The 12,041-nt window shown below is 73.7% G+C and carries 13 protein-coding genes; 3 read left to right on the top strand and 10 right to left on the bottom strand.

Annotation, left to right across the window (positions count from 1 at the left end; translation table 11 throughout):
• Positions 1-9: 9 nt before the first annotated feature.
• The 4 genes from Q0D57_RS08260 to Q0D57_RS08245 are packed head-to-tail and all read right to left on the bottom strand — an operon-like array spanning position 10 to position 4,176.
• Positions 10-1,398, bottom strand: coding sequence for a glycosyltransferase (locus Q0D57_RS08260; RefSeq protein WP_291041241.1), 1,389 nt, complete (start codon positions 1,396-1,398; stop codon positions 10-12).
• Entirely contained in the window at positions 1,395-2,423 is a 1,029-nt protein-coding gene (locus tag Q0D57_RS08255; protein WP_291041238.1) for a glycosyltransferase, read from the bottom strand. Before Q0D57_RS08255 ends, Q0D57_RS08260 begins: the two co-directional genes overlap by 4 nt.
• Complete coding sequence (locus Q0D57_RS08250; protein ID WP_291041235.1) at positions 2,420-3,625, bottom strand: glycosyltransferase family 9 protein; 1,206 nt, start codon at positions 3,623-3,625, stop codon at positions 2,420-2,422. The genes Q0D57_RS08255 and Q0D57_RS08250 overlap by 4 nt, the downstream gene beginning before the upstream one ends.
• The gene (locus Q0D57_RS08245) at positions 3,622-4,176 is read right to left on the bottom strand and encodes an HAD family hydrolase (RefSeq protein ID WP_291041232.1); all 555 of its coding nucleotides are present in this window, start codon (positions 4,174-4,176) and stop codon (positions 3,622-3,624) included. Before Q0D57_RS08245 ends, Q0D57_RS08250 begins: the two co-directional genes overlap by 4 nt.
• A 165-nt stretch (positions 4,177-4,341) precedes the next feature.
• Here Q0D57_RS08245 and Q0D57_RS08240 point away from each other — a divergent pair, with 165 nt between their 5' ends.
• Entirely contained in the window at positions 4,342-5,361 is a 1,020-nt protein-coding gene (locus Q0D57_RS08240) for a glycosyltransferase family 9 protein (protein WP_291041229.1), read from the top strand.
• A gap of 23 nt (positions 5,362-5,384) precedes the next feature.
• On the opposite strand, the gene Q0D57_RS08235 is transcribed toward Q0D57_RS08240, so the two are convergent.
• From Q0D57_RS08235 to Q0D57_RS08225, 3 genes are all read right to left on the bottom strand, one after another.
• On the bottom strand, positions 5,385-6,107 hold the full coding sequence (locus Q0D57_RS08235; RefSeq protein WP_291041226.1) for a sigma-70 family RNA polymerase sigma factor: 723 nt from the start codon (positions 6,105-6,107) through the stop codon (positions 5,385-5,387).
• 161 nt (positions 6,108-6,268) lie between these two features.
• The gene (locus Q0D57_RS08230; protein WP_291041217.1) at positions 6,269-7,126 is read right to left on the bottom strand and encodes a glycosyltransferase family 2 protein; all 858 of its coding nucleotides are present in this window, start codon (positions 7,124-7,126) and stop codon (positions 6,269-6,271) included.
• 11 nt (positions 7,127-7,137) lie between these two features.
• On the bottom strand, positions 7,138-7,332 hold the full coding sequence (locus tag Q0D57_RS08225) for a DUF2795 domain-containing protein (RefSeq protein WP_291041214.1): 195 nt from the start codon (positions 7,330-7,332) through the stop codon (positions 7,138-7,140).
• A gap of 186 nt (positions 7,333-7,518) precedes the next feature.
• On the opposite strand from Q0D57_RS08225, the gene Q0D57_RS08220 reads away from it, so the two are divergent.
• Complete coding sequence (locus Q0D57_RS08220) at positions 7,519-8,658, top strand: Vms1/Ankzf1 family peptidyl-tRNA hydrolase (protein WP_291041210.1); 1,140 nt, start codon at positions 7,519-7,521, stop codon at positions 8,656-8,658.
• Between the two features lie 24 nt (positions 8,659-8,682).
• Here Q0D57_RS08220 and Q0D57_RS08215 read toward each other — a convergent pair whose 3' ends face one another.
• From Q0D57_RS08215 to Q0D57_RS08205, 3 genes are all read right to left on the bottom strand, one after another.
• Positions 8,683-9,789, bottom strand: coding sequence for an LLM class flavin-dependent oxidoreductase (locus Q0D57_RS08215; RefSeq protein WP_291041207.1), 1,107 nt, complete (start codon positions 9,787-9,789; stop codon positions 8,683-8,685).
• 94 nt (positions 9,790-9,883) lie between these two features.
• Positions 9,884-10,432, bottom strand: a complete 549-nt coding sequence (locus tag Q0D57_RS08210) for a hypothetical protein (protein ID WP_291041204.1) — start codon at positions 10,430-10,432, stop codon at positions 9,884-9,886.
• Positions 10,429-11,304 (bottom strand): PaaX family transcriptional regulator C-terminal domain-containing protein, encoded by an 876-nt coding sequence (locus Q0D57_RS08205; protein WP_291041199.1) that lies wholly within the window; start codon positions 11,302-11,304, stop codon positions 10,429-10,431. Before Q0D57_RS08205 ends, Q0D57_RS08210 begins: the two co-directional genes overlap by 4 nt.
• 188 nt (positions 11,305-11,492) lie before the next feature.
• Here Q0D57_RS08205 and Q0D57_RS08200 point away from each other — a divergent pair.
• A partial coding sequence (locus tag Q0D57_RS08200; RefSeq protein WP_291041196.1) for a VanZ family protein occupies positions 11,493-12,041 on the top strand: 549 nt, incomplete at its 3' end.

Genomic DNA, 12,041 nt, shown 5'->3' with positions numbered 1-12,041 from the left:
CCCGGATGCTCACGAGCTCACCCGCCCGTTCGAGCGCCCGGCTGATCGGCGCGATCCGCCCGCGACCCCCTCGGGCAGTCTCGCCGCCCGATCCGTGCGGTCGGCTCGATCGGCGCGATCCGCGCGATCCGCCCGGTCGGCGTGATCGACCGGCCGGCCCGCCCGGCCTCCACGATCCGCGCGGCCCGCGGCCCGCAGCGTGCGGAGGTAGGCCCGCTCGGTCTCGGCCGCCACCTTCGACCACGTGTAGCGCGAGTGCGTGCGCGCGATGCCCGCCGCCCCGAGCGACGCGAGCAGCGCCGGGTCGTCGAGGAGGGTCTGCACGGCGTCGGCGATCGCGTCCGAGTCGCGCGGGGGCACGTGCAGCCCCGTGCGGCCGTGCACGACGCTGTCGATCAGCCCGCCCACCGCGGCGGCGACCACGGGGGTTCCCGTGGCCATCGCCTCGAGCGGCACGATGCCGAACGGCTCGTACCAGGGAGCGCACACCACCACGTCGGCGGAGCGCAGCGCCTGGGGCAGGTCGCCCTGCCGGATCTGGCCGCGGAAGCTCACCCGGTCGGCCACCCCGAGGCCCTCGGCGTGGGCGAGTAGTCGCTGCACGTCGGGGTCGTCCAGCACCTCCGCGGGCGGCCGTGACCCGCCGAGCACCACGAGCTCGACGTCGTCGCGGCCGGAGTCGACCAGCCGGGCGAGCGCGGAGATCGTCAGTCCCACACCCTTCCGCGGCACGAGCCGGCCGACGGTCAGGATGCGGAAGGGCCGCCCCTTCTCCTCCGCCGGGCCGTCGGGGGTGAAGAGCCCGGTGTCGACGCCGCACGGGACGACCGAGATCCGCGTCGAGGGCACGCCCATCGTCTTCAGTTCGAACGCCTCGTCCGAGCAGGTGGCGATCACGGCGTCGACCCCGCGGCCCACCCGCGGCTCGAGCGACTCGCGCTCGGGCGGGCTCGTGTCGTCGCTGCCCTGGTGGCGGCGCTTCACCGTGCCGAGAGCGTGGAAGGTCTGCACCACGGGGAGCTCGGCGGCACCGGGCCGGCGCGCCGCGTCGAGGGCGGCGAGGCCCGACATCCAGAAGTGGCCGTGCACGATGTCCGGCCGGTCGCCCTGCCAGTACTCCGCGAGCCGGTCGCCGAAGGAGCCCATGAAGGGCAGCAGCTCGTCCTTCGGAATGGCGGTCGCGGGTCCCGCCTCCACGTTCACCACCTCGACCCCGTCGCAGAGCCGCACCCGCTCCTCGAGCGAGGCGTCGTCGCGGCGGGTGTAGACGGTCACGTCGTGGCCGCGGGCCGCGAGGGCCGCCGAGAGGGCGGCGACGTGCACGTTCTGCCCGCCCGCGTCGACGCCGCCGAGCGTGGCGAGCGGACTGGCGTGCTCGGACACCATGGAGATCTTCATCGTGTCGTCCTTTCCATCAGGGTGGTGGGGGAGTCCGCTGCGGGACGGCGACCGGAGCGCCGTCGGGGCGCGAGGTCGCCGAGCAGCCGGTCCCAGGCCTCGAGGAACCTCTCGAGGCCGTAGTGCTCGAGGGCGTGCCGTCGGGCGGCCGCGCCCTGCTCCGCCGCTCCGGCCGGATCGCGGATCAGTCGTGCCGCGGCCCGCTCGAGCGCCCCGAGGTCGTTCGACACGAGCCCGGCCTCGGGGGGCACGGCACGCGAGGCCTCGGTCGTGTCGAGGGCGAGCACGGGCATGCCGAGGTGCATGGCCTCGAGCAGCGCGAGCCCGAGCGAGGTCCAGCGGAGCGGATGCAGGTAGACCCGCCGGCGCGCGAGCTCGGCGTGCAGGCGCGCCGAGGGCAGGTCTCCGACGGGGGCGATCCTGTCGGCACGCACCCCGAGGGCCTCGGGCAGGTGCTCGGCGCCCATGCCGAACACGTCGAGCGGAGCGACCCTCGAGAACCCCGGGAGGAGGTCGGTCCCGGTCACGCGCCCGCGGCGCACCGGCTCGTTGATCACCACGCCGAGGCGCTCGAGCTCGCCCGTGTAGAGCGGGCCCGGATCGGCGACGCCGTGCTCGATCACCGTGCTGGGCGCCCTCCCGGCATCCCAGAACAGCCGGTTGAAGTGGGTGACGTGAGCGATCGGGATGTCGCTCCTCGCGGCGAGCGGATGCACAGTGTCGGTCACCGAGACCTTGGGCGTGTTGTGCTCCACGAACACGGCGGGCAGGTCTCGGCCGGGGGCGCGTCCGGTCAGCCGCTCGACGGCGTCGATCTCCTCGGGCCGCTGCAGCACGACCACGTCGACGTCGGTCTCGCGGAGTCGTGCCACATCGACCTCCACCACGCGCTCGGGCCAGTCCCGGCCGGCCCGGCCGAGCCCCCAGGCGTCGTGCGCCTCGTTGAGGGGCAGCAGGTAGTCGTGGCGGCCGCGCACGAAGGCGTCGGTCCAGCCGCCGTGCACGTGCCAGAGCAGGATCCTCATCGGACAGCACCTTCCTTCTGCAGCGCGGCCTCCTGCGGTGCGGCCGCCTCCAGCGCGGGGGCCTGCAGCGCGGGGGCCTGCAGCGCCGGGGCCAGGGCGAAGCACGCCTCCACCACCTGCTCCGGAGTCACCGACGTGAGGCACGGATGCCCGGGCACCGGGCACTCCGTCGCCCGCGTCCCCCGGCAGGCGGCCTGCTGATCGCCGAGCAGCACGTGGGGCACGCCGTACGGTGCCCACCGCTCGGCGGGCACGACGGGTGAGAACAGGCTGACCACCGGCGTGCCCACGGCCGCGGCGATGTGGGCGGGCCCGGTGTTTCCGCTGACGACGACGGATGCGCCCGCGAGCACCGCGGCCAGCACAGGCAGCGGCGTGTCCCCGCCCAGATCGACCACGTCGCCCCTGCGGGCAGCGTCGTCGTCGCCCGTTACCTGCCGGGTGAGCTCCACCTCGTCGGGCCCGCCGGTCACGACGACGTCGACACCCGCGTCGCGGAGCAGCTCGACCACCCGCGCGTGGTGGCCCTCCGGCCACCGCCGGGAGGGCACGGAGGCGCCGGGGTGCACGACCACGTAGCCGCCGGACCCACCAGCGGACTTGCTCTCGAGCTCACCGTCGAGCCCACCGTCGAGCCCACCGTCCACGTCGCCAGCGAACCGGCCGAGTGCCGCCGGCAGCGGGCCCAGTCCCGTCACGCGAAGGGCGCCGTCGTCTTCCGGTGGGAGCGTGAAACCGGCCGCCCGGGCGATGCCGAGGGCCCGCAGGGGCTCGGGCTGGTCCTCCGGGAAGTCCTCGCCGGGCTTCAGCCGCACATCGAGCAGCGTGCCCGCGAAGTCGACGGAGGCCCCCGCGATGCGCGGCACCCCCGCGAGCCGCAGCTGCAGCGCGAGCGGCAGCGGCGACTGGTGGAACGAGGTGAGGATGACGGCGGCCTCGGGCGCGATCCGGCGCACGAGCTCGTCGAGCCGGTCGAGGTGAGCGGCGCTCACCGGGGGAGCGGAGGCGGTGATCCACGGGCAGTCCCACTCGAGCACCCCGGCGACCCCGGGCAGCATCCGCCCGGCGGGAGCGCCGATCGAGCTGCAGAGCAGCCACACCTCGTCGACGCCGGGAGAGCTCGCCACCGCTCGCACGGCCGGGCCGCACAGCAGCACGTCACCCACGCTGTCCAGCCGTGCCACGAGCACGCGCCGGGTCACCGCTGCGCCTCGTCGGGCCTCGCCACCCAGTCCAGCACGAGTGCGGTGGCCTCCGCGAGGTCGCCGGCCACCACCGGAGCGGCCACGATCTCCTCTGCCCGGGTCACGGCCGTCGGCACGAGGATCGCCCGCGCCCCCGCCGCCTCTGCGGCCTTCATGTCGGCGCCGATGTCCCCGATCAGCACGGTCTCCTCCGGCCGCACGCCGAGCGCGCCGACGGCGTCGAGCACGAGACCCGGGGCCGGTTTCCGGCACCGGCATCCGACGTTCGTGGTGTGCGGGCACCAGTGCCAGGCGTCGAAGGGGCCCAGCAGGTCGTCGACCCGCGCGTTGACGGCCTCGACCTGACGCCGGGAGATGAGCCCGCGGCCCACCCCCGACTGGTTCGAGACCACACCGAGCGCGAGCCCTGCCGCGCGCAGCAGCCCCACAGCCTCGACCGCCCCCGGCATGGGCTCGACGAGCGCGGGGTCGCCGTTGTACGGCACGTCGACGACGAGGGTGCCGTCGCGGTCGAACAGCACGGCGCGCACGGGGGCGGTTTCGGTCATACCCCAGCACTTCCCACTTCTCGGCAGAAGTAAACTCCTTCTCCTCCTGCTCCTTCTGCTGCTCCTCCTGCTCCGGATCCAGCCGGCGCTCGAACGCGGGCGGGTTCAGCTCCGGCGCTGGTCGAGGGGCTCGCCGAACCGGCCGACCCCTGCGAAGGTGGGCGCATGCACCTCCTGGACACCTCCGACACCGACACGGGCACGGCGCACGCCGACGGCCGCCCCGAGCTCCTCGCGCTCCGCACCCTCAAGCTCGGTGACCTGCTGGTGGCTGTGCCCGCGCTGCACGGACTCCGGCGGTCGTATCCCGAGCATCGGCTCGTGCTCGCGGTGCCCGGCTGGCTCGAACCGATCGTCGACCTCGTCGACGGCGTCGATGCCCTCCTGCCCACGAAGGGGCTCGACGAGCTGCTGCCCCTGGCGCCCGGCCGCATCGACGTGGCGGTGAACCTGCACGGCAGCGGACCGGAGAGCCGGCGCCTGATCGACGCCCTCGAGGCGAGGGTGGCGATGGTGCATCACGTCGACGAGATCGACGGGCCGCGCCCCGGCGACGCTCAGGACGACGGCCGCTGCCCGGTCTGGCGCGACGACATCGGCGAGCGGGCCCGCTGGGTGCGCCTCGTGCGCGCTTACGGTGTCGAGGCCGATCCGGATGAGGTGCGCCTCCTGTCGTCACCGCACCGCGTCGACGTGGTGGGCGCGACCGTGCTGCACGTCGGGGCCTTCTACGGCTCGCGCCGCTGGCCGGTCGAGCGCTTCGCGGAGGTCGCGCGCGAGCTCGGCCGGCAGGGCCACCGGGTGGTCTTCACCGGCAGCGCCGCCGAGCGCGAGCGCGCCCTCGAGGTCGCGCGCCTCGCCGGAGCGCCCGAGGAGAGCGTGCTGGCCGGCGAGCTCGGGCTGGCCGAGTTCGCGGGGGTCGTGGAGGACGCGGCGCTCGTGATCTCGGCCGACACGGGCGCCGCCCACCTCGCCTCCGCCTACGCCAGGCCCTCCGTGGTGCTCTTCGGGCCGGCCGCTCCCGAGCACTGGGGGCCGCCGCCCGGCCCGCACGAGGTGCTCACGGATGCCTCGGTGCGGCGGGGCGACGCGTTCGCCGCCACACCGGACCCGGCCCTCCTCGCGGTGGGTGTCGCCGACGTACTGGAGGCCGCGGGGCGGGTGCTCGCCCGCGCACAGACCTGACCAGACCCGGCCTGAGACCCGGCCTACGCGGCGCCGGCCCCGTGCACGCGCGGGGCGCCGTGCACGATCCGGTCCCGGAGCAGGGCGAGGGTCTTCGTGAGGATGCGCGACACCTGCATCTGGGTGACCCCCAGCTCGACCGCGATCTCCTGCTGCGTGCGGTCCTCGAAGAAGCGCAGCTGGATGACCCGCCGCTCGCGCGCGGGCAGTGTGCGCAGCACCGACCAGAGCATCACCACGAGGTCGGCGCGCTCGACCTCGTCGGCGGCATCCGGGATGATGTCGGCGAGGGTGGCACCGTGGCTGTCGCCGATGGGCACGTCGAGCGACGACGGGTAGAGGTGCTGCTGGCAGGCCCTCGCCTCCACCACGGCGGCCGCCGACTCGCCGAGGTCGAGAGTGAGCTCGGCGAGGGAGGGCGCCCGGCCGAGCTCCTGGGTGAGCCGCGAGGTCGCCTCGGCCACCCGGGCCCTGAGCTCCTGCACCGACCGCGGAGGCCGCACGAACCAGCCGAGGTCGCGCAGGTGCCGCTTGATCTCGCCCGCCATGGTGGGCACGGCGAAGGCGGAGAAGGTGTCGCCCTTCTCGGGATCGAACCGGCGGGCGGCCTTCAGCAGGCCGATCCGCGCCACCTGCACGAGGTCCTCGTCCCTGGCGCGGTCGTGGCGGAAGAAGCGGCGCGCCACCGCGTCGGCGAGGGAGAGGTGCTCGACCACGAGCGCCTCCGGATCTGGGTACTCCGTCATGGTCAACACGGTCGAACCGAGTGCCCTTCTCCCCAAGGGGCTTGCCTTCTCCGGCGCCAACGGCGACAATCCCGCCCACGCCTGCCGCCCACGCATCCCGCCCACCCGCCCACGCCTACGCCTGCCGCTCGCGCATCCGCCCACCCACCCACGCCCACGGCTCAGTCGAGGGCCACGTCGAACACATCCACGCTGCGATCCGGAACCGTGGTCGGCGACTCCAGGTGCACGGCCCCGCTCGGCAGGATCCCGGCGCCCCCGAACCGCTCCATGACCCGCCACTGCGCCGCCACGTCCTCACCCGAGTGCCCCTCGGGCAGCTCGCGGTCGAACACGAAGCCCCCGGATGCGACGAGGGCGTCGCGCCGGAACAGCACGCAGCCGCCCACCCACGCGATCTTGTAGGCGGCCCAGCCCTCGGGCGGCAGCGCGGTGCGCCTCGCGATGTGTGCCAGGTTCGCCGCGTTGTGCAGCGGCCAGCGCTCGAAGCCGGGGGTGCCGCGGCGGATGCGCTCGGGAGCCACCCCACCGCTCCAGAGCTCGAACGACTCCTGCTGGTGCGGCCGTTCGTCGTCGAGGTAGGAGAGCCCCTGCACGGCCGACCCCACGAAACCGCAGCCGAGCGCACCGAGGGCGCGCCACAGCCGCTCGAGCTGGCCGGGCTCGAGCCAGACGTCGTCGTCGAGGAAGAGCACCGCCGGTGCCGACGATCGCTCGAGCAGCGACTGCCGGTGCTCGGCGAGACCCCGCCTCGGCACGTGCCGCACGAGCTCGACCGGATGTCCCTCGGCACGCAGCACCCTCACCATGGCCTGCACGCTCGGGTGCCGCACCGGCTCGCCGTCGTCGGACTGGTCGCTCACGATCACGCCGAACGGCGGGCCGTCCTGCGCGGCCAGCCCGGCGAGGGTCACGGCGAGCTCGGCGACCCGGCCCGCGGTGGGGATCAGGACGTCGATCTCCACCGCCACCGGTTCGGCGGGTTCGGCCCAGCGGCCGGAGCTCCTGCGCTCGGTCACCAGGGCCGTCGTCAGTCGCCGCTGACGGCGCTGCTCACGGCGGTCGGGCTGTCGAACTCGTCCTCCTGCACCGCCTCGAGCGCGGCGATCACGTCATCCGGAGCCCCCTGCTCGCGGGCGGCCGCCAGCAGGTCGTCCTTGCTCGCGGGGTAGTCGACTCCCGAGAGGTGCTTCTGCAGTTCGATGGGGGTGGGCTTGTCGGCCATGGTGTCTCCTTCAGTCGATCCTTCAGTCGATCCGGCGGGCGGATGCCCGTCAGCGCACACCGTAGGACCGCCCGCGACCGCACCCAGGGGCTTGACAGAGCGGCACTCCGTTCGTCAACCCCCTCCCGCGCCGGATGCCGTGGAGTTGCCTCGACAGGGTCGGACGCGATCGGAAGGAGAACAGCGATGAGTGACGTGTACCGGAGGACGGGACCCTGGTGCCAGGTCTACCTCGACGTCTCGGTCGACACGGGTGACCCGCCGAGCGTGATCGAGGAGCGGCGCATCTCGGTGGTCGACCGGTTGCGGGCGCAGAACGCCTCGGACGCCGACGTCGACGCCGTGGTCGATGCCATGGCGACGCTCCGCGGCGAGGGCGGGGAGCACTGCCTCTACCTGCTCGTGAACGGCGGCGAGATCGTGGTCGAGGAGCTCCTGCCCGGCCGGGCGGTCGAGCCCGAGAGCGTCGTGGTGGGGCCGGTGCCCGACCTCGTGCCGCTCTTCGAGCACCGGCCGCCGGAGATCCGCTGCCTGGTCGTGGAGACGGGTCGCGACGGCGGCGAGATCACCCTCTACCGCCTCGGGGCCTCGGCGCCCGAGCAGCGGGAGGCCCATCAGGGACGCACCGACACCCTCAAGAAGGTGCAGGCGGGCGGATGGCGGCACGACCGGTTCCAGAACCACGCCGAGGAGATCTGGCGGCAGACCCAGGCCGAGCTCGCCGAGATGGTCGACCGCATCGTGCGCGAGCGGAGGCCGAGCCTCCTCGTGGTGAGCGGAGACGTGCGCGCCCGCCAGCTGCTCGAGCAGGAGCTCGCCGAGGAGTCGAGGCGGCTGCTCTCGGTGCTGCCCGTCGACACGCGCTCGGAGGGGTCGAACCCCGCCGCTCTCGACGAGCACATCGAGCACGAGATCGCCCGGCTGCTGGCCGAGCGGAAGGACGAGGCGGCCGACCTCATCGCCCTGCACGCCGGTCGCGGCGACAACGAGGTGGAGACCACCGTCGGAGGAGTCGTGCACGCGCTCGCGTCGGCCCAGGTCGACACGCTGCTGCTCGACACCGATCGGCTGCGCGATCGCGAGCTGCTCGCGCTCGCCGCCGAGCCGTGGCTGGCGGCGAGCCCGGAGGAGGCCCTCGGGGCCGAGGTGCTCGCCTCGGTGCCCGCCCCCGTCGCGCTCGTGCGCGCCGCGGTGCTCACCGATGCGTCGGTGCTGTTCACCGACTCGCGCCGGGTGCCGGATGACGTCGACCTGGTGGAGCCGCCGACGGGGTCGGGGGTCGCCGCCCTCCTGCGGTGGCCGACCGGGCCCGCCGTGCCGCGGTGAGCGGATCCGGTGTCGGCAGCGGCGTCAGCGCGGGAGCCGGATGCCCTTCCGCTCGAGGCGGGGGATGACCTCGGCCGCGAAGTCGCCGAGCTCGGCGGTGTAGTTGAGGAACGAGAGCGTCATGCCTGAGAAGCCGGCCTCGGCGTAGCGCGCGATCTCGTCGGCCACGTCGTCGGGCGAGCCCACGAGCGGCACGCTGCCGTGCCCGGCGGCGAAGCGCCCGCGGAACATCTCGAGCATCTCGGGTGTGAACGACTGGGCGTGGAGGCCCTGCAGGCGCATCAGGTTGTCCACGGCGTCCCAGTCGGCGTTCTCGTCGGCGTAGTAGTGCAGGTACTCCTCGGCCTCGGCGCGGGTGGGTCGGCAGACCACGTGACCGAGCGTGAACACACCCACGTCGCGACCATGATCCGCTTGCCCTGCCGCCTTGATCGACTGCACGATGCCGGCGCCGTCCTCCGGGCCGCCCACCACCGTGAAGGCGTAGTCGGCGTTGCGGGCGGCGAAGTCGCGCCCCTGCTTCGACGAGCCGGCGTTCAGCACGGGGAGGCTCCCGCCCTGCGGCTTCGGCCACCCCTCGAGGTGCTGCGACTGGAAGTACTCGCCGTTCCAGTCGAACGGCTCCTCCGACTGCCAGAGCGTGCGGATGAGGTCCCACCACTCCTGCGCGCGGGCGTAGCGGGCGTCGTGGTCGGTGGGCAGCTCGATGCCGAAGGTCTCGTACTCGGGCTGGTTCCAGCCGGCCACGATGTTGAGGCCCGCGCGGCCCTTCCCGATCTGCGAGGCGGTGGCGAGGGCCTTCGCCACGACGATGGGGTGGTTGAAGGCGGTGTGCACGGTGGCGAACACGCTGATCTTCTCGGTGATGGCGAGGAGCCCGGCCTGCCAGGCGATCGGGTCGAGCACCGAGCCGTGGAAATTGGTGCCGCCGCCGTAGCCGATCCAGCGCGCGATCGGCAGCAGGAAGTCGATGCCCACCTCGTCGGCCAGCCGGCCGAGCGCCATGTTGTCGTCCCAGCTGCCGGACCAGCGCTCGGGCACCGTGGTGACCGCGAGCCCCGAGGAGCAGTTGGGGCTGAAGAGCCCGAGCTTGAAGTCGGGAACGGCCAGAGAACCCACGATGTTCGTCATGCACTCAAAGTAGGGGCACCGGGATGCCCGTGGCGAGCGATCCCGAAGGTTTTACATCCCCGAAATATATCGATCGTCAGGTGTTGGTGACGTACTATCCGGCCGCCGCACGCTCGAGGGCCGCGAGGCCCTCGGCCCGGACGGACTCCCGCGCGCCCTCGCCGGCCCTGGCCACGCGGGCGTGTCGGTAGTCCATCCAGGCGGCGCACAGACGATCGAACACCTGCACCCGCCCGTCGCCCAGCCAGTCCAGAGCTGCCGGGCCGTGCGACGCCAGGTCGTGATGGAGGTCGTCTGGTCCGTCCAGGTCGAACGGCACATCGTTCGCTCGGGCCCAGGCGAGCACGGCCAGGCCGACCGGGCGATAGTCGTCCCACGAGACGGGCGGGTCGGCGACGAGCCCCATCCGGGGCCACTCGGCCATGCCGCGCTCGATGCGGAAGAGCACGATCCACCGCCCGCGCCGCACCTCGAGATGCCACACGTCCATCTGCTGCGGCCCCCAGAACACGAGCACCTCACCGCCGTCGGCGAGAAGCTGTCGGGCCAACCGGGCCGCGTCGTCATCGCGCTCGGCCAGATGGTCGAGGAACCGGGGCAGGTTGCCGAGGTCGGGGGCGGCGGCCTCGCCGACGGCGCTCACGGTCGAGGGTCGCCCGCGCTCTCGGCGACCGACGGCCAGTGCGAGGCCGCGTGGGCGAGGGCGCGGCCCTCGAGGAGGGTCACCATGCGCTCGAACAGCACTCCCGCGGCCGGCGCCGCCCAGTCGTCGCCGAGGATCTCGCGCGGGAGCCCCGGGTCGCGGAAGGGGAGCTTCCGCCACTGGTTGATCACGGTCACGTAGGTCACGAAGGCGTCCTCGCCGTCGATCGTGCCGGAGGACTCGAGGGCCTCGGCGCGCTCGAGGTGGTCGTCGATGAAGTCGCGGTAGCGCTGGTCGATCTCCGGCAGGTCCCAGCCGTTGCGCAGCAGCTCGTCGAGCTCCTGGCCGCCCGCGTAGTCGCCCACGAAGACGGCGGACTGGCCGGTGAGGTCGAGCTCCTCGATGGCCCGCTTGGCCGCGTCGAGCATGCGGGCCGGGGCGATCCAGACGCCGGAGCCGATGTTGCCGAAGCCGAGCGCCGCGAGGTGCGCGCGCAGCTTGTGCCGCTTTGCCCTGGCCGACTCGGGCACCGAGAAGTTCACCACGCACCAGCCGTCGTCGAGGTTGGCGGCCTGCCTCGCGTGCCAGACGATCTCGTCGCCCGCCGCGAGCGACTCGAGAGCGAGATCGGTGAGCAGGTAGCCCTTGGCCCGCGAGCGCGCCTCGGGCACGAGCCAGCCGCGCTGCTTGAGCCGGAAGATCGCCGTGCGCACGCTCGACTCGTCGAGCCCGCACTGACCCATCAGCTCGACGGCGCCGGCGATGGGCATCCAGTTGCCCATCCTGCGCACGATCGAGCCCAGGAAGCCCACCAGGATGGTGCGGGACGCGCGTGCCGCCGAGGTGCCGGGCGACTGGCTGATATCGGTCATCGCCCCCATCATGCCAGGCCCCGGGGCGGTCGGGCGTGCCCGCCACGTGCGCGGTGCGTGCCCGGTGCGCGCTCCGCTGCGCGCTCGGCGTGTGGATGCCGCGTCGATCACGTGTGGATCGTGCGGACAGCCGGGCCCCGGCGTTTCCCCAGGTGTCTCGCGGTGCCACCTGCCACTCTGGAGCGACCATGAGCACCTTCGCCCTCAACCTCGCGTTCGCCGCGGTGCTCGCCGTGACCTCGATGGCCGGTCTCGCACTCGCGCTCGTGCCGCGCCGGGCCGTCGGCGCCCCCGTGGGTGCTGCGGGATCGCGGCGCGGGCGGGTGCCGGCCGTCGTCGTGACCGCGGCGGTGCTGCTCATGCTCGTCTGGGGCGTGTCGGTCGCCTACATGACCCTCCGCACCGGAACGGGCCTCGGCGTGCGGCTCAACCTCCTGCCGCTCCTGTTCGACGGTCGGGGATCCGCGGTCGACGCCGTGCTCAACGTGTTCGTCTTCGTGCCGCTGGGCCTCCTGGCGGCGGCCGCGGGCATCCGGTTCCGCGCGCTGCTGCCGGGTGCGCTCGCGGTCACGCTCTCGATCGAGATCGCCCAGTACGTCATGGACGTGGGTCGCACGGCCGACGTCAACGACCTCATCACGAACACGGCGGGCGCGTGCCTCGGCTGGGCGGTGGCGGCGCTCGTCCTCCGGGCTCGGCGCCCCGCCGCACCCCGGCGGGCCCTGGCGTCCGCGGGC

The organism is Herbiconiux sp. (genome assembly GCF_023264895.1).
Classification (GTDB): Bacteria; Actinomycetota; Actinomycetes; order Actinomycetales; family Microbacteriaceae; genus Herbiconiux.
This window is presented reverse-complemented; position numbering and strand designations above follow the sequence as displayed.